Origin of the sequence: Pseudarthrobacter sp. NKDBFgelt, from assembly GCF_046097905.1 — a bacterium.
GTDB classification, from domain to species: domain Bacteria; phylum Actinomycetota; class Actinomycetes; order Actinomycetales; family Micrococcaceae; genus Arthrobacter; species Arthrobacter polychromogenes.
The window spans coordinates 1-15,890 of the sequence record NZ_JBJURL010000038.1; the positions used below are offsets into that span (position 1 = coordinate 1).

General features: G+C 65.6%; 18 protein-coding genes and 1 tRNA gene. 10 read left to right on the top strand and 9 right to left on the bottom strand.

The window, feature by feature from the left end; all coding sequences use genetic code 11:
* The coding region (locus tag ACKAE7_RS11655) for a histidine kinase dimerization/phospho-acceptor domain-containing protein (protein WP_408979276.1) at nucleotides 1-631 on the bottom strand (631 nt) is incomplete at its 3' end.
* A gap of 205 nt (nucleotides 632-836) precedes the next feature.
* Here ACKAE7_RS11655 and phoU point away from each other — a divergent pair.
* Nucleotides 837-1,499, top strand: a complete 663-nt coding sequence (gene phoU / locus ACKAE7_RS11660) for a phosphate signaling complex protein PhoU (RefSeq protein ID WP_190614379.1) — start codon at nucleotides 837-839, stop codon at nucleotides 1,497-1,499.
* A 159-nt stretch (nucleotides 1,500-1,658) separates the two neighbouring features.
* On the opposite strand, the gene ACKAE7_RS11665 is transcribed toward phoU, so the two are convergent.
* Entirely contained in the window at nucleotides 1,659-2,405 is a 747-nt protein-coding gene (locus tag ACKAE7_RS11665) for a phosphoglyceromutase (RefSeq protein ID WP_066273814.1), read from the bottom strand.
* Nucleotides 2,406-2,501: 96 nt separating this feature from the next.
* Here ACKAE7_RS11665 and ACKAE7_RS11670 point away from each other — a divergent pair, with 96 nt between their 5' ends.
* Nucleotides 2,502-3,347 (top strand): class I SAM-dependent methyltransferase, encoded by an 846-nt coding sequence (locus ACKAE7_RS11670; protein WP_408979256.1) that lies wholly within the window; start codon nucleotides 2,502-2,504, stop codon nucleotides 3,345-3,347.
* Nucleotides 3,348-3,440: 93 nt separating this feature from the next.
* Here ACKAE7_RS11670 and ACKAE7_RS11675 read toward each other — a convergent pair whose 3' ends face one another.
* Together ACKAE7_RS11675 and ACKAE7_RS11680 are read right to left on the bottom strand one after the other, a co-directional pair.
* Complete coding sequence (locus ACKAE7_RS11675) at nucleotides 3,441-3,794, bottom strand: DUF2516 family protein (protein ID WP_104189078.1); 354 nt, start codon at nucleotides 3,792-3,794, stop codon at nucleotides 3,441-3,443.
* Between the two features lie 9 nt (nucleotides 3,795-3,803).
* On the bottom strand, nucleotides 3,804-4,994 hold the full coding sequence (locus ACKAE7_RS11680; protein WP_408979257.1) for a trans-sulfuration enzyme family protein: 1,191 nt from the start codon (nucleotides 4,992-4,994) through the stop codon (nucleotides 3,804-3,806).
* Between the two features lie 114 nt (nucleotides 4,995-5,108).
* Between ACKAE7_RS11680 and tmk the strand changes: the two genes are divergently transcribed.
* The 8 genes from tmk (at nucleotide 5,109) to ACKAE7_RS11720 (ending at nucleotide 11,045) form a co-directional block, all read left to right on the top strand.
* Complete coding sequence (gene tmk, locus ACKAE7_RS11685; RefSeq protein WP_408979258.1) at nucleotides 5,109-5,804, top strand: dTMP kinase; 696 nt, start codon at nucleotides 5,109-5,111, stop codon at nucleotides 5,802-5,804.
* Nucleotides 5,801-6,943, top strand: a complete 1,143-nt coding sequence (locus tag ACKAE7_RS11690; RefSeq protein WP_188811632.1) for a DNA polymerase III subunit delta' — start codon at nucleotides 5,801-5,803, stop codon at nucleotides 6,941-6,943. Before tmk ends, ACKAE7_RS11690 begins: the two co-directional genes overlap by 4 nt.
* A gap of 17 nt (nucleotides 6,944-6,960) precedes the next feature.
* A complete protein-coding gene (locus ACKAE7_RS11695; RefSeq protein ID WP_408979259.1) occupies nucleotides 6,961-8,526 on the top strand; it encodes an alpha/beta hydrolase in 1,566 nt (521 codons plus the stop codon).
* Between the two features lie 103 nt (nucleotides 8,527-8,629).
* A tRNA-Thr gene (locus tag ACKAE7_RS11700) sits at nucleotides 8,630-8,702 on the top strand.
* A gap of 614 nt (nucleotides 8,703-9,316) precedes the next feature.
* Entirely contained in the window at nucleotides 9,317-9,655 is a 339-nt protein-coding gene (locus tag ACKAE7_RS11705; RefSeq protein WP_408979260.1) for a hypothetical protein, read from the top strand.
* Nucleotides 9,652-9,813 carry a hypothetical protein gene (locus ACKAE7_RS11710; protein ID WP_188811626.1) on the top strand — a complete coding sequence of 54 codons (162 nt, stop codon included), beginning with the start codon at nucleotides 9,652-9,654 and terminating at the stop codon, nucleotides 9,811-9,813. Before ACKAE7_RS11705 ends, ACKAE7_RS11710 begins: the two co-directional genes overlap by 4 nt.
* Before the next feature lie 39 nt (nucleotides 9,814-9,852).
* Complete coding sequence (locus ACKAE7_RS11715; protein ID WP_408979261.1) at nucleotides 9,853-10,821, top strand: hypothetical protein; 969 nt, start codon at nucleotides 9,853-9,855, stop codon at nucleotides 10,819-10,821.
* 38 nt (nucleotides 10,822-10,859) lie between these two features.
* Nucleotides 10,860-11,045 carry a hypothetical protein gene (locus tag ACKAE7_RS11720; RefSeq protein ID WP_188811622.1) on the top strand — a complete coding sequence of 62 codons (186 nt, stop codon included), beginning with the start codon at nucleotides 10,860-10,862 and terminating at the stop codon, nucleotides 11,043-11,045.
* A 95-nt stretch (nucleotides 11,046-11,140) separates the two neighbouring features.
* Here the strand turns inward: ACKAE7_RS11720 and ACKAE7_RS11725 are convergent, their stop codons facing one another.
* From ACKAE7_RS11725 to ACKAE7_RS11745, 5 genes are all read right to left on the bottom strand, one after another.
* Entirely contained in the window at nucleotides 11,141-11,986 is an 846-nt protein-coding gene (locus ACKAE7_RS11725) for an aldo/keto reductase (protein ID WP_408979262.1), read from the bottom strand.
* Nucleotides 11,987-12,049: 63 nt separating this feature from the next.
* A complete protein-coding gene (locus ACKAE7_RS11730; RefSeq protein ID WP_104189115.1) occupies nucleotides 12,050-12,526 on the bottom strand; it encodes a hypothetical protein in 477 nt (158 codons plus the stop codon).
* 8 nt (nucleotides 12,527-12,534) lie between these two features.
* Nucleotides 12,535-13,167: a bacterial proteasome activator family protein gene (locus tag ACKAE7_RS11735; protein ID WP_188811616.1), complete on the bottom strand. Its 633-nt coding sequence runs from the start codon at nucleotides 13,165-13,167 to the stop codon at nucleotides 12,535-12,537.
* A gap of 78 nt (nucleotides 13,168-13,245) precedes the next feature.
* Complete coding sequence (locus ACKAE7_RS11740) at nucleotides 13,246-13,449, bottom strand: YbdD/YjiX family protein (RefSeq protein ID WP_188811614.1); 204 nt, start codon at nucleotides 13,447-13,449, stop codon at nucleotides 13,246-13,248.
* A complete protein-coding gene (locus ACKAE7_RS11745) occupies nucleotides 13,449-15,749 on the bottom strand; it encodes a carbon starvation CstA family protein (protein ID WP_408979263.1) in 2,301 nt (766 codons plus the stop codon). The genes ACKAE7_RS11740 and ACKAE7_RS11745 overlap by 1 nt, the downstream gene beginning before the upstream one ends.
* Nucleotides 15,750-15,890: the final 141 nt, after the last annotated feature.

Genomic DNA, 15,890 nt, shown 5'->3' on the forward strand with positions numbered 1-15,890 from the left:
GCCTGGACAGCTCGATGATGTCCTGCACCAGTGCGGCCAGCCGGCCTGACTCCTTGTGCATGCGTTTAGCGAAGCGCCTGACGGCAAGTTCGTCATCCGCCGAGGACTCCAGGGCTTCGGCAAGCAGCGAAATGGCACCCACGGGGGTTTTCAGCTCATGGGAAACGTTGGCTACGAAATCGTTCCGGATCTCTTCGGTCCTGGTGATCTCCGTGCGGTCATCCGCGAGCAGCAGGATGTACTCCTCTCCGAGCATCGCGGCCCGGATCTGGACGATGATGGTTCCCTGGCCGAGCGGGCCGCGGGGAAGCTCCAGCTGCTTCTCCAGGATGACGCCGTCGCGCCGGACGCCCGCCGTCATGTCCAGCAGTTCCTTGTGGACCACGGTGTGGCCGCGGACAAGGCCGTAGGCGTAGGCTGCCGGGCTGGCTCGGACCACGCCGTCCACAGCGTCCACCACCACGAAGGCGCGGCCGACGACGGCCAGCACCTCGGCAGCGCCCGGCGGCAGGGCCGGTTCTTCAGTGTCCACGTCCAGCAGTTGCCGCTGCCGCTCGCTGACCCGGTACGCGAGCACGCCGAACGTGCCGAGCGCCAGGCCGACGAGGCCGGCCACCAAGCCGATGAGCATAGGATCCACAGCTCCACCTTATGCTCTGGAAAGCGCTGATCGGCGCGTCCGGGCCTCCTCCTGCGACGGTTCAACTAACGTTCACCTTCAAGGGCCTCGCCGTTCACCCGGCGCTGGCAGAGTAGCCAGTTGGAGTGCCGATTGGCGACGCGATTCCCGCTGCCCGGACCGGGGCCGGCGGGAGTTACAAGGAAAGGACGCCCACGTGCGTAAGGTTTTTCAGGAAGAGCTGACCCAGGTCGGCGACCAGCTCGTGGAGATCTCCCGGCTGGTCAGCGAAGCGATGGACAAGGCCACCACCTCCTTCGAAGTGGCGGATGTGGACCTGGCGCAGGACGTCATCGCTGCGGATGCCCGCATCGACTTCCTGCAGAACAGCCTCGACGAGCGCGCCATCGACATCCTGGCGCTGCAGGGGCCGGTGGCCAGCGACCTGCGGATGATTGTGGGCTCGCTGCGGATGAGCGCTTCCCTCGAGCGGATGGGCGACCTTGCCCGGCACATTGCCCAGCTGGCACGCCTGCGCTACCCGTCCACCGTCATTCCGGAATCCATGACCGGCACTTTCAAGCGCATGGCCGAGCTGGACCAGGAAATCGCCGACAAGCTGACCGTCCTCCTGGAAACCCGCGACCTTGAGGTGGCGAGGGACATTCTGAAGGCGAATACGGCCATCAACGACCTCCACCTCAGCGTCTTTAAGGCCATCGCGGCAGCGGAGTGGAAAGAATCGCCCGCAACCACTGTGGATGTTGCACTCGCCAGCCGCTACTTCGAACGCTTCGCGGACCATGGCGTTTCAGTGGCCCAGAAGGTCACCTACCTGGTGACCGGCGCCTGGCAGCCCACCGGGACAGAACACAGCTAAACCCCCTGGAGTTTTTGTCCAGATACGCCGACTTCCGAGGCCCGGAAGCCTGCATATCTGGACAAAAACTCTTATAGGAACAGACGACGGCGGGCTGGCCACCTGAGGTGACCAGCCCGCCGTCGTAATTTCCTGCTGATGCGTTATTTCCTGCCAGGGTTATTTCTTGCCCTGGTTCGCTACCGCCAGGATGGCCTGCTCGGCGGCTTCCGGGTCGAGGTAGGTGCCGCCTGGCTTGATCGGCTGGAAGTTCTCATCGAGGTCATACACCAGCGGGATGCCGGTGGGGATGTTCAGGCCGGCGATGGCTTCGTCGCTGATACCGTCCAGGTGCTTGACCAGGGCGCGCAGGGAGTTGCCGTGGGCCGTGACCAGGACGGTCTTGCCGGCTTTGAGGTCCTCCTTGATGTCCGACTCCCAGTACGGCAGCAGGCGGACCAGGACGTCCTTAAGGCATTCCGTGCGCGGGAGTGCGTCACCCAGGTCCGCGTAGCGGGGATCGTGCGCCTGGGAGAACTCGGAGTCGTCGTCCAGGGGCGGCGGAGGGGTGTCGTAGGAGCGGCGCCATTCCATGAACTGCTCCTCGCCGTACTCTGCAAGGGTCTGGGCCTTGTCCTTGCCCTGCAGGGCGCCGTAGTGGCGTTCGTTCAGGCGCCAGTCGCGCTTCACCGGGATCCAGCCGCGGTCAGCCTTGTCCAGGGAGATGTTCGCAGTGTTGATGGCCCGCTTCAGCAGGGAGGTGTAGAGGATGTCCGGGAGAACATTGTTCTCAACCAGGAGCTCACCGCCGCGTGCTGCTTCCGTACGGCCCTGGTCGTTGAGGTCTACGTCCACCCAGCCGGTGAACAGGTTCTTGGCGTTCCATTCGCTGTGGCCGTGGCGCAGCAGAATCAGCTTGTAAGTCATGATTTTCATCCTAGCCGAGCGCTGCCGCCGCCTGCCCAGCGTTACAAGCCGGCCCCGGTGACGCGCCACCTCCGGCTGCAGGGATAAGGTGGGGCCGTGGTGCAAAAGGCTGAACGGGTGACTGCCCCGCAGATTTCCGGCAGGAACAGCACCGGCAGGCCGGGCAAGCCGGTGGGCAACGTGACCCGCGGAACCACCAATCCCAACCGGATGCGCCGGGTGGACCGCTGGCTGGCCGGCCCGCAGGCCTGGCGGCTCCGGAACGCCGCCGACCCCCTGGTGGTGGACCTGGGCTATGGCGCGACGCCCGCCACCGCCGTCGAACTCTTTGACCGGCTCGCTGCCGTCCGCCCGGATGTTCAGGTCGTTGGAATCGAGATTGAGCCGGAACGCGTCCGCGCCGCCCTCCCCCTGCAACGGCCCGGGCTGAGCTTCCGGGTGGGCGGCTTCGAACTGCCCGTGCCGGGACGGCCGGTACTGGTCCGGGCGTTCAACGTCCTGCGGCAGTACGAGGAAGCCGATGCTCCCGGTATCTGGCGGCTGGTGCAGGACCGCCTGAGCCCTGGCGGCCTGTTCATCGACGGCACCTGCGATGAGATCGGGCGGCGCGTCACCTGGGTGGCGCTGGACGCCGAACGGCCCCTGTCCCTCAGCATCTCTGTCCGGTTCGGCAGCTTCGAACTGCCCTCGGACGTTGCCGAAAGACTGCCCAAAGCCCTTATCCACCGCAACGTTCCCGGAGAACCGGTACACGCCCTAATGCAGGCCATGGACCGGGCCTGGCTGGAGTGCGCGCCGCTGGCGTCCTTCGGGAACAGGCAGCGCTGGCAGGGCATGTGCCGGACATTGCGGGACGCGGGCTGGCCGGTGCAGGACGGGCCCGCCCGGTGGCGGCTGGGCGAGCTCACCGTGGATTGGGAAGCCGTTGCGCCCCTGGCGTAAGGGCCGGAACAAGGGTTCCCTCGGGCAGTCATGCGACCCTAGGTAACCTGTGGGGTTTATGGCCTAAAAGGCGCGGTCGAGCCAGTGACTGGCTTACCAGGGACCATACGGGCCGGTGTTGCGGCTGCCGCCCCGGCCTGCGTCCTTGACTGCCGGGCGCACGTCCGCCAAGTAAACGGACGCGGCCACCACGGCCGCAAGTCCGAACAGGCCCAGCGTGCCGAAAAAGCCGCCTCCGCTGCCGAAGAACGAGATGACACCGATCAGGGCTGCACCGCCGGTCAGTGCCAGCCAGAAAGCCTTGGTCCTTTTCCCCGTGGCCTCGAACGCGTTGGCACGGTGCCGGGCGCAGTCGGCCACAGCCCACAACTCAAGGCCCAGCGCCACCAGGGCAAGAATAAAGAACACTGCCTGCTCTACAGGCCGAATAATCAGTTCACCGTCCACAAGCCCAGCCTAGCCGCCCAACGAGTCCAGCGCCCGCTTCAAATCGGCCCAGAGGTCCTCCAGGTTTTCGATTCCCACACTGAGCCGCACCAAATTCTCCGGAACGCTCACCGGCTCTGCAGTGTGCCGCCGTCGTCGTTCAATGAGGGACTCAACGCCGCCCAGCGACGTCGCGGGAAGCCACAGCTGCAGCGCGCGGACGAGTTTGTCAGCAGTGTCAGCGCCGCTCAGCCCTGCAATAGGGGCAACCTGCACGCAGATGATGGAGCCAAACCCCTTCATCTGCGTCTTTGCCCGTTCATGGCCGGGATCCGCGGGCAGGCCCGGGAAACGGATGGACTCGATGGCCGGGTGTGCGCCAAGGCGTTCAGCCAACACCATGGCAGAAGCCTGGGAGCGTTCTATCCGCAGCGCCAGGGTCCGCAGGCCGCGCAGCGCAAGCCAGGCCTCGAATGGTCCCGCAATCCCGCCGTGGATGGTCCGGTTGTGGAGCAGGGCCGAGCGGATGTCCGCGTTGGACGTCACCAGGGCGCCCAGGACGACGTCGGAATGGCCAGCCAGATACTTCGTCACCGAGTGCAGGACGACGTCGGACCCCAAGGCCAGGGGCTGCTGCACCAGGGGTGTGGAGAAGGTGTTGTCCGTGACGACGATAGCGCCGACGGTGTGCGCCGCGGCCGTCAGGGCCTGGACGTCGGCGATGCCGAGCATCGGATTAGTGGGGCTTTCCAGCCACAGCATGGAAGCAGCCCGGGCGTTGGGTCCATTCGGTGCCAGGGCGGCCTTGACGGCGTCAGTGTCGGCAATGTCCACGGTGCGCAGTTCGACGAATTCCTTCTGCGCCAGTTCGGAAGCCATCACCAAGGACCCGGAGTAGCTGTGCGCGGGCATCACCAGCACGCCCCCTGGGGGGATCAGGGAAAGGGCCGAGCTGACCGCCGCAAGCCCTGATGAGTAGAGCAGCCCCGGCAGCTTGGAACCTTCAAGCTGGCCGAGCGCCTCTTCGAAGGGATCCCAGGTGGGATTGGAATACCGGCCGTACCCGCGGTCGCCGTCCCCGAGGGCCCCGGTGCCAAAGTATGTGGAGGAAAGGACGACTGGGTGGTTGACCGGCTGGTCCCTTTCCCTGGGGGGACGCCCGGCCGCAACCACCACCGTTTCGGCTGAGAGCGCCGCGGCCTGCTGTTCGGAGAGACTCATGGTGAAAGCGTACTGTCCGTCAGCAGTCCCCCGGAAAGCTGTTACCCGCAGGTGCACCGGCCTCCGTCCACAGGCCCGATCGGTTTTGTCAGCGGGGATCGGTAGGCTTGATGGGTGAGCAAACAAAGGGCCGGGCTTTTCATCGCGTTTGAGGGCGGCGACGGCGCCGGCAAATCAACGCAGGCTGCCCGGCTTGCAGAAGCCCTGGCATCCCGGGGCCTCACCGTCCTGCGTACCCGTGAGCCAGGCGGAACTCCCATCGGCGAAAAACTGCGTTCACTGGTACTGGATCACGGCCACGGCCACATCGATGCCCGCACGGAAGCGCTCATCTTTGCCGCGTCCCGGGCCGCGCACGCCACCCAGGTCATCCGGCCTGCCCTGGAACGCGGCGAGATCGTCCTGACGGACCGTTACATCGACTCGTCGGTCGCCTACCAGGGGGCCGGACGCGGACTGGGCGAGGACGCTGTACGGTCCCTTAATGAGTGGGCCACTTCCGGCCTGCAGCCCCACCTCACCGTCCTGCTGGATGTCGACCCCGCCGTCGGCCGCCGCCGCCGGACAGCCGGCGATGCTGCCGAAGACCGGCTGGAATCTGAAGCTGATGACTTCCATACCCGGATCCGGGATGCCTTCCTGGAGCTGGCCCGCAGCCGTCCGGAGTCCTACCTTGTGCTGCCCGCCCATCACCCGGTCGGTGAACTGGCGGAACAGATTCTCGCGCGGGTGGAAAGCCTTCAGGCCGCGCACCACAGCGTCCCGGCAGATGTTTCCGTCCACGCTCCATCAGTGGGTGGCCACCCGTGACGGTGTGGGACGACCTGCAAGGGCAACCCGCCGTCGTCGAACAACTGCGGCAGGCCTCCAGCGGCGAGGGGCTGACGCACGCGTGGCTTTTTACCGGCCCGCCCGGCTCCGGGCGCTCGAACGCGGCAAAGGCCTTTGCCGCGGCACTGAACTGCGACCAGGACGACGTCAGCCAGCGCGGATGCGGCCACTGCTCCGCCTGCCTGACCATCCTGGGTGAGACCCATTCGGACGTCACGTTCGTCCGGACCGAGAAGGTCACCATCACCATTGACGAAGCCCGGGAACTGGTGGCCACCGCCGGCAACAGGCCCTCGACAGGTCGGTGGCGCATCATCGTGGTGGAGGATGCGGACCGTATGGCCGAACGCACCACCAACGTCCTCCTCAAAGCCATCGAGGAACCCACTCCCCGGACCGTGTGGATGCTGTGCGCCCCGTCCCCGGCGGACGTCCTGGTGACCATCCGTTCGCGCTGCCGCAGCGTGGCTTTGCGGCTGCCGCCTGCCGCTGACGTCGCTGCCCTGCTGGTGAAGCGCGACGGCGTGGATCCGGCGCTCGCTGAGCGTGCCGCCCGGGCGGCGCAGAGCCATGTTGGCATTGCCCGCCGGCTGGCGCGCGACCCCGCTGCCAGGGAGCGCCGGCTGGAAACTGTCCGGTTCCCGCTCGGCCTGCGGGGCGTCACCGCTGCAGTGATGATGGCAGACAAGCTGGTCAAGATCGCCACCGCAGAGGCCAACAGTTCCAATGAGGAACGGGACGCTGCGGAGAAGGCCGCGCTGCTGGCAACATTGGGCGCACCGGAATCCGGGACGCTTCCTCCGGCCATGCGCAGCCAGGTAAAGCAGCTGGAGGACGACCAGAAGAGGCGGGCCAAACGGTCCATCACGGACTCGCTGGACCGGACGCTGACGGATCTTCTGTCCTTCTATCGTGATGTGCTGATTATCCAGCTCGGGAATGCCGTGGAGCTCGTAAACGTTGAGCTCAGGGGTGAATTGGAGGAGTTCGCCCACCGCTCCACGCCGGAGTCAACGCTTTCCCGGATGGATGCCATCAACAAAGCCCGCGAACGCATCACCACCACCAACGTTGCACCGCTGTTGACCATTGAGTCCATGGCAGCCAGCCTGATCTAGTCCTTCAAGGAGACCCGATGACTGCCCGCCCCCTGCCCGTACGCCCGCGATTCGCGGCGGTTGGCGTCCGTGCCCTCGGGGCCATGGTCCTGGCCATGGTCCTGGCGTCCTGCAGCCTCCTGAATGGTGAAGACCGCAGCCAGGAAGCCGCCACTGCCAAGGCCGATCCGTCCATCGTTGCATCTGCACCGGAAGGTCTTGAGGAGTTCTACTCCCAGGAGGTCGTCTGGGAGCCATGCGAGAACGAGTTCCAGTGCGCCAGGGTGACGGTGCCCATGGACTACGGCAACCCCGACGGCGAGACAATCCAGATTGCCGCGCTGCGGGCTCCAAGCACGGGAAAGAAAACGGGCAGCCTCCTGGTCAACCCGGGCGGTCCGGGTGCGTCAGGCTATGACTTCGTCAAGGATGCGGCCGGGACACATTTTTCCCAGGCTGTACGGGATTCCTACGACCTCGTGGGCTTTGACCCCCGGGGCGTGAAACGCTCAGCCCCCGTCACGTGCATGACCGACGCCGAACGGGATGCCGCGAGGGCCAAGATCTACGACCTCGAAACCGATGCCGGACTTGCCGAGGTCCTGGCGGACAACAAGGCGACTGCGGCCCAGTGCGAGGAGCAGACGGGTCCGGTGCTGGGGAACATCGATACGGTCAGTTCCGCAAAGGACGTGGACGTTCTTCGGGCTGTGGTAAATGATCCGAAACTCAACTATCTTGGCTACTCCTACGGCACGTTCCTGGGCTCGACCTACGCTTCGCTGTTCCCCGACAATGTGGGACGAATGGTGCTGGACGGAGCGCTGGACCCCTCCATCAGCAACGAAGAGCTGACCAGCGGGCAGGCCCGTGCCTTCGAGAAGGCAATCCGCGCCTATGTTGCCAGCTGCCAGGGCCAGGACGGATGCCCCCTGAGCGGGAACGTGGATTCCGGTGTCCAGCAGATCCGCGACCTGATCGCCGCGGTCCAGCAGACGCCGCGGACGGCCAAGGACGGGCGGGTGGTGAACGCCACCATGTTCGTCAGCGGCCTGATCACGCCGCTGTACAACGACCAAAGCTGGCCCGCCCTCACCCAGGCCCTTGAAGCGGCAATGACGGGAGACGTCAGCCTCATGCTGCGGCTCGCAGACCTGGGGGCCGACCGCTCTTCCAACGGGACGTATACGTCCAATTCCACCTTCGCCTTCAATGCCATCAACTGCCTTGACTACCCCATGGAGTCCGATACAGCCGCCATGCGTGCGGAGCAGCAGCGCCTGATGCAGGACTCGCCCACCTTCGGGTACTTCTTTGCGTACGGAGGCACCAACTGCGTCGACTGGCCGTACCAGAGCGTGCGCACGCCGTCGCCCGTGGAATACGACGGCGGCTCCCCCATCGTTGTCATCGGCACCACCGGCGACCCCGCCACCCCGGTGGAATGGGCATCATCGCTGCGCAAGCAGCTGGGTAACGCTGCACTCCTCACGTGGGAAGGCGAAGGCCACACCGCCTACGGCCGGTCCAACAGCTGCATCGAGGACGCCGTGGACAGCTACCTGGTAAGCGGCCAGGTTCCCGCTGACAACACGGTGTGCTGAAGGCCTCACCCTGTCCCGGCCGCCCATTTTGACCCGGGCGCGGGGACTCTATTACAGTTGACTCTTGCATGAAGCGCCCGGTTTTGCCGGAGATTCGTGCGGTGCTTCCTTAGCTCAGTCGGTAGAGCGTTTCACTCGTAATGAAAAGGTCATCAGTTCGATTCTGATAGGAAGCTCGGGATAAACCCCGGACAACCCATAGTTTTAGGGGTTTCCGGGGTTTTTCGCTGGTTAAGCGGTTGCAGCGGGCCTACCACCATTTCCTCAGCGCCCAGCCGTTGTTCGCGCCGTCACCGTCCCCGCCATCCTTGCCGCAGCGCAGACAACGTTTATAGATGCCTCCGTCTTCGGTATGTTCGACGTGCCATTGGTGGCGAATATTCAATTTGCACCGCAGGGCCTGGATCATAGCGGACTCCGATCATTGGTTGCAGCGCCCTATAGCTCCCATGATGGCCCTCCCGTCCCCGCGATAGTAGGGGCCATCGGTGGGACCGCGGGAGCCTGATGCCAGCGGCCTGCCAGACATCCAGGTCACCGCTGAAGGCGGCGCTGCCCAGCCCGGCTCCGCATCCGCCTCGAAAGGGCAGGGCTAGACTGGCGGGGTAAGGACGGATTGGGGGATCCAAGGCGGCAGTGCCGCCGTTCCGCTGGTCGGTCGCAGCCAGTGAGACCAAGGATGACCGTGACCTCCTCCAAGGACTTTCCCATTCCGCCATCAGCCCCCGGGCCGCCCAGCGCCAGATTCGTGCCGCCCGCGTGGGCCGCTCCGCCGGCCAATGAACCTCCAGTGGCTGTCCACCTCGGCAAGTTCCTGCACCGCAGCCCTCACATGGTGGTGGCTGTAAGAAGCGCCGAGGTCTACTCCACGGGCTGCTCCTTCAGCCTGTCCTGGATGGGACCCCCAACGATTGCCTTCACCAGCAGTGGCGGCAGCGGAGCAGGCGACGAACTGGCGGGCACCGGCACCGCCTGGCTCTGGCCCTTGACTCCCGCTGGGCACCTTCGGCTGCTCGCCCAGTGGATGGACTTTGGGCTGGCCGAGAGTTCCGTGGTGCTGGATGGCGGGACACTGCGCGACGCCGCAGCAGGAGTGCAGCAGTTCTGGGCGGAAGGTGGCCAGCCGTGACAGCTCCGGACGCCATCGTCCTGAACCTGGTGTTTGCCGCGATCTTCCTCTATGTCCTGTACGGCGTCATCCGTGCCGGCGTCCGTGACGGCATTGGCCAGGCGGAAGACAGGCGCCGGCAACGTTCGGAGAGCGCGGAATCGGACCCACCGGGGTGAGTACAGGTAGGCAGATCACCGGAGCCTAAGATGTCGAGCATGGAAGACGAGGTTCTGGCAGAGGTCGCCAACCAGCTCTACGCCAAACCGCTGGACGACTTTGTGGCGGCCAGGACCACGGCAGCGAAGGAAGCAGCCGCGTCGGACAAGGAGCTGGGGGCAGCGGTCCGGGCACTGCCCAAGCCCTCGGTTGCCGCCTGGGCGGTGAATATGCTGGCTGTGCATCAACCGGATGTCCTGGCCCAGCTGACGGAACTCGGCGGCAGGATGCGCGCGGCACAGGTGTCGCTGGACGCCGCGTCGCTGCGTGACCTGGGACGTGAGCGCCGCATTTCGCTCGCCGCCGCCGTCGACACCGCCCGTTCGGTGGCCCAGGAACATGGCCGGGCCATCAGCGATCCCATGGCGGGCGAGGTCGAGGAGACACTTCGCGCGCTGACAGCGGATGAGGGAGCAGCAGCGGCCGTGCGGAGCGGGCGCCTGCTCAAGACATTGCAGGCAGACGGCGTCAACGCCGTTGACCTGGCCGGCACCGTGGCAGTCCCTTCGGTCCTGCCGCCCGCCGCCGCGGCTCCCGCCTCTGCGCCAGCGGCCTCCGCTGGCAGGAAGATGCGTACGACGGCGGCAGCGCCGCAACAGCGCAAACCGGACAGGCCGCGGCTTGAGGCGGTCCGGCACACTCCGCGGCCCGCGTCACCACCGGCGCTGGAAAGGGCCAGGGCGGCCCTAAAAGAAGCACAGGCAGCAGAGGCCGCGGCGGCCCGGGCGGCACAGGAGCTGCAGGACCAGGCCGACGACATACGGACCGACATCGCGGAACTCCTCCGGGAGACAGCAGATCTTCGTGCCCGGCTGAGGACCGCTGAAGAGCAGCTGGAGCGCTCGAAGAAAAGGCTGGCGGCCACCGTTGCCGAAGCAAAACAGGCGGTGCGGGCCGCGGACAAAGCCGAGCGGACGGCAGTGCTTGCGCAGGAACGGGTCCTTCGGCTGGGCAACACGCGGGACTGATTCCCGTAATTGTCAGACCCCGGTTGCAGACTGGATTCATGGAAAAGCAACTGGTACAGGAATTTCACGTCACGTACTTCGACGCCGACTGCGGCCGGGCACGGGCTGAGGTCTTTGACACCCTGGCAGAGGCGGAGCGCTTCGCCAGCCGGCACTGCGCCGGGGAGGACAGCTGGGCCGTCGTCGACGCCGTGGCCATAGAGCAGATCCGCACAGCCGCCTGACCCGTTCCTGCTTAAAACGCAAAGCGCCCCGCCTGTACAGAACAGGCAGGGCGGCAGTGCGCGGCTAAAGCCCTGGCGCGGGCGCCGTCTGGCAGTTACGCGAAGTCGGAAACAGCCGGGTCCGCGCCGATGCGGCCTTCGCCTTGGGCCGAGCGGTCAAGGGCGTTGATCGCCTCGATGTCGTCTGCGTCCAGGTTCACCTCAAGCGCCGCGTAGTTTTCCCGGATCCGGGATTCCGTGACGGACTTGGGAATCACCACGTTGCCAATGGCGAGGTGCCAGGCGATAACCACCTGGGCAGGCGTGGCGCCGTGCTTGGCGGCAATGGAGGCCACCGCTGCGTCCTCGAGCAGCTCGCCGCCCTGGCCCAGCGGCGACCAGGCCTGGGTCAGGATGCCCTTCGAAGCGCCAAACTCGCGCAGTTCACGCTGGCTGAAGTACGGGTGCAGTTCAATCTGGTGGATGGCCGGGACAACGCCCGTTTCATCGATGAGCCGCTGCAGGCCCTCGGCGGTGAAGTTGGATACGCCGATGGACTTGACCCTGCCGCGCTTCTGGAGCTCGATCAGCGCCTTCCAGGTGTCCAGGTACTTATCCTGCTTGGGCTGCATCCAGTGGATCAGGTACAGGTCCAACGTCTCGAGCCCCAGCCTGTCCATCGACGCCTCGAAGGCTGCCAGGGTGGACTCATAGCCCTGGTCAGCGTTCCAGAGCTTGGTGGTGATGAAGAGCTGCTCCGGGGAGAGGCCGGAACTGGCGATGGCCCGCCCCACGCCCGCCTCGTTGCCGTAGATCTTGGCGGTGTCGATGTGGCGGAAGCCTGCTTCAAACGCCTGCCGGACCACCTTCTCGGCTACATCGTCCTCAACCTGCCAGACGCCATAGCCAAGCTGGGGAATCGTGTTTCCGTCATTGAACGTCAGTGTAGGTGAAAGAGTCATTCGACCATCCTGCCAAACCCCGGCGCCCGCCAGGAGGGAATCGGCCGGAAGTAAGCCAGGCGCTTAACCGGGAATATCCGCCTGCCGCGGTCCCGGGCCCTCCTCGCTGAGGTGGCGCTCGGCGTCGGCCACCTGCTGGAAAACGGACTCGGCGCGCCGCCGGACGGACGCCGCACCTACCGGGACCGGGCCCACGGCGAGCCGGAGCATGGCGGCCGCCTCCGCCGTGGTGGCCAGCGAGTTTCCGGCCTTGGACAGGGCACGGTGCACTCCGGCCAGGCCAACCGGAATGTCCAGCCCTTCATTCGGTGAACGCCGCTGCGCTTCCATGCACACGAGCCGTACCCTTTCGAGGAGGGCAGCCAGCTCGTTGGCTATCTCGAGCAGTTCACCGTAGAGCTGGTCGTCCTCAACGCCTTCAAGGACCTGGTGGAAGCGGTCCAGTCCCCGCTGGAAGCGGTCGTGGGCGCGGCGCCACAGCCCCTTCCCCAGTTCCGCATCATCCTTGCGCCCCTGCCTGGCGGCGCTGAAAAAGCCCAAGCGCACCCTTACAGGTATTGTCCGGGACCGTGGTCCGGGTCGTCCCGCTGGCCTGGCCGCGCGGAATTGCCGGAGCGCGAACCTGCGGCGGCCCTTTGCGGCTCACCGTTTTCCCCGATGACCACGCCGGGGGCAATCATGGTTCCTGGCGGCAGCTGGCGCAGCTGCATCTGCGCGGCCGCGTGCTCGCGGGCCGCGTGCTGGGCGGCAATCGCCGTCTGGATTCCGTGGAACAACCCCTCGAGCCATCCCACAAGCTGGGCCTGGGCTATGCGCAGTTCAGCGTCCGAGGGAGTGCCGTCGTCGGAGAAGGGAAGGCTGATCCTGTCCAGCTCCTCCACCAGCTCCGGAGCCAGTCCGTCTTCCAGTTCTTTGATGGAGCGCTCGTGGATCTCGGCCAGCCTGCCCCGTGCAGCCTCATCAAGGGGTGCGGACTTCACTTCCTCCAGGAGCTGCCTGATCATTGTTCCGATCCGCATCACTTTGGCCGGCTCATCCACCAGGTCCTGAAGGCTGCTCCCCTTGGGCCTCATGCCCTCAGGAGGGCCGGGGTGGGCGTGCACCGGCGGCTGCCGGTCGTCAATGGGAGTGCCTTCTACCGGGAGGTCCTCAGCTGGCTGAGTGTCTTGTGGATCGCTCATGCGTTCATACTCTCATGAGCGATCCACCCGCGACCCACCGGATGAACCCACCTGACGGTTTGTCCGCTGCAAGCTCAATCAGCAGCACCGGCCCTGCGGATTGCTGTCCTGGCGGTCGGTCCGATCGCGCCAAAACTCCCTCTCCGTGAGCGGCGCTTCCACGTGGCCGGCCGCCCTGTGGTGCTCCAGATACTTGGCGTACGCGTCCGCGCCCAGGACGCCGCCAAAATACCGGGCGACGCCGCGGACGCCCCGCGTCAGCACAGCCAGTCCCGCCGCCATCAGTGGTGGCCACCCCTTTCGAACCTGAGCTGCGCCGGTACCTTGTCCCACTCCGCCATCAGCTCCCGCTCGGCGGGTGTGGGGATAATTCCGGCAGGGGCGAAGACCCTCGATGGAAGGGCAGGGTCCTCGTTGTCCTGGACGGCGGTGCCTTCCGCGCGGTTGCGGAAGGCCCTGGCCGTGGCGAGCAACGCCGTCGCGATCACAATGATGCTGAGCACGACAAAGATCACGGAGAGCCAGCCCTGGATGGCCGTGTTCCGCACGACGGCCTCCATGGCCGCCACGGATTTCGCCGTCCCAAACTCCGTCTTCCCTTCTGCGAGGGCCTTGCTGAACGCCGCGTTGTTGGCGAAGTAGCCCACTGCGGGTGTGGACGAGAAGATCTTCTGGTAGCTCGCGGTGATGGTCACCACGGCAGCGAAGCTGAGCGGCAGGGCAACGATCCACAAGTACTTGAACGTGCCGCGCTTTGCCACGATGGCAAGGCACACGGAAAGCGCGATTGCGGCCAGCAGCTGGTTTGCGATGCCGAACAGCGGGAACAGCGTGTTGATGCCGCCCAACGGGTCGGTGACGCCCATCAGCAGCACCGCGCCCCAGGCTCCCACCATGATGGCGGTGCAGAGCCAGGCGCCGGGCCGCCAGGAGTGCTCCTTGAACTTGGGGACAAAGTTTCCGATCGAGTCCTGCAGCATGAAGCGGGCAACACGGGTGCCGGCGTCCACAGCGGTCAGGATGAAGAGGGCTTCGAACATGATGGCGAAGTGGTACCAGAAGGCCATCATGGCGGTACCGCCAATGAACTGCTGCATGATGTGCGCGAGGCCCACGGCAAGGGTGGGAGCACCGCCGGTGCGGGAAACGATGCTTTCCTCACCCACATTGGCTGCTGTCTGGGACAGGAACTCCGGGGTGATGTTCACTCCGGCCAGGCCAAGGCTGTTGACCCAGGTGGCTGCTGTTTCCACCGTCCCGCCGGTCAGCGCGGCCGGCGAGTTCATGGCGAAGTAGAGTCCACGGTCGATGGAGATGGCGGCCACCAGGGCCATGATGGCCACGAATGACTCCATCAGCATGCCGCCGTAGCCAATGAACCGGGTCTGGCGTTCCTTCTCCACGAGCTTCGGGGTGGTGCCGGACGAGATCAGCGCGTGGAAACCGGAGAGGGCACCGCAGGCGATGGTGACGAACAGGAACGGGAACAGGGCCCCCGGGAACACGGGTCCGTTGTCCCTGCTGGCGAATTCGCTGAAGGCAGGAACGGTAATCTCCGGGCGGACCACGATGATGGCCAGCGCGAGCATCACGATGACGCCGATCTTCATGAACGTTGAAAGGTAGTCCCTCGGTGCCAGCAGCAGCCACACGGGCAGGATGGCGGCAATGAAGCCGTAGACAATGAGCCCCCACGCGATGGTGACCTTGTCCAGGCTGAAGATATCAGCGCCCCACGGGGTTTCGGCCACGATGCCGCCGCCGACGATGGCCGCCATCAGCAGGACGAACCCAATCAGAGACACTTCCATGACCTTGCCGGGCCGGAGGTAGCGGAGGTAGACGCCCATGAACAGGGCGATGGGGATGGTCAAACCCACGGAGAAGACACCCCACGGGCTTTCGCCCAGGGCATTGACGACGACGAGCGCGAGGATGGCCACGATGATCACCATGATCAGCAGGGTGGCTATGAGGGCCGCCGTGCCGCCGATGACGCCAAGCTCCTCGCGTGCCATCTGTCCCAGGGACCTGCCGCCGCGCCGCATGGAGAAGAACATCACCAGGTAGTCCTGGACAGCGCCGGCAAGGACGACGCCGATAATGATCCAGATCGTGCCGGGCAGGTAGCCCATCTGGGCTGCAATGACCGGACCCACCAGCGGTCCGGCGCCGGCGATGGCGGCGAAGTGGTGGCCGAACAGGACATTGCGGTCAGTCCGGACGTAGTCCTTGCCATCGGCCTTGTACTCGGCCGGGGTGGCACGGCGGTCGTCAGGCCGGGTGATGTAGCGCTCGATGACCTTGGAGTAGAAGCGGTAGCCGATGAGGTAGGTGCACACCGAGGCAAACACGAACCATATGGCGTTGACGGTCTCACCGCGGATGATGGCCAGCATGAACCAGGCCAGGCCGCCCAGCAGGGCAATGCCGGCCCACAGCGCAATCTTCCCCGGCGTCCATTTTCGCTCTTCTGCCTCGCGGACCTCCTCATCAATGGCTGTCGGGGGCAGGGCCGGGTCGGTGGCCACCACGCCCCTTTCCCCGGATGCATTCCTCCGTTGATCAGGCGTTTCGGCCATGTCTCCTCCTTGAGATTGTTTCGCTTCTGCTGTGACGCACCCTACCAACCCGCAGGCCCATTCCAGAGGCGTTCTGCCAGGTGGCGCAGAAACGTGCGGTGAGCGGAGGGGAAGCGGCGACGAACGACGGATCAGCTTTGC

Excerpts from the sequence above, each read along its gene's own strand:
- ACKAE7_RS11740 (WP_188811614.1), bottom strand. The coding sequence starts at position 13,449 with ATGGCGGCGGGACTGGCTGTGCTGACGCGGGGCGTCCGCGGCGTCGCC.
- ACKAE7_RS11735 (WP_188811616.1), bottom strand. The coding sequence starts at position 13,167 with ATGAGCGATCCACAAGACACTCAGCCAGCTGAGGACCTCCCGGTAGAA.
- ACKAE7_RS11680 (WP_408979257.1), bottom strand. The coding sequence starts at position 4,994 with ATGAGTCTCTCCGAACAGCAGGCCGCGGCGCTCTCAGCCGAAACGGTG.
- ACKAE7_RS11725 (WP_408979262.1), bottom strand. The coding sequence starts at position 11,986 with ATGACTCTTTCACCTACACTGACGTTCAATGACGGAAACACGATTCCC.
- ACKAE7_RS11695 (WP_408979259.1), top strand. The coding sequence starts at position 6,961 with ATGACTGCCCGCCCCCTGCCCGTACGCCCGCGATTCGCGGCGGTTGGC.
- ACKAE7_RS11665 (WP_066273814.1), bottom strand. The coding sequence starts at position 2,405 with ATGACTTACAAGCTGATTCTGCTGCGCCACGGCCACAGCGAATGGAAC.
- ACKAE7_RS11715 (WP_408979261.1), top strand. The coding sequence starts at position 9,853 with ATGGAAGACGAGGTTCTGGCAGAGGTCGCCAACCAGCTCTACGCCAAA.
- ACKAE7_RS11745 (WP_408979263.1), bottom strand. The coding sequence starts at position 15,749 with ATGGCCGAAACGCCTGATCAACGGAGGAATGCATCCGGGGAAAGGGGC.
- ACKAE7_RS11720 (WP_188811622.1), top strand. The coding sequence starts at position 10,860 with ATGGAAAAGCAACTGGTACAGGAATTTCACGTCACGTACTTCGACGCC.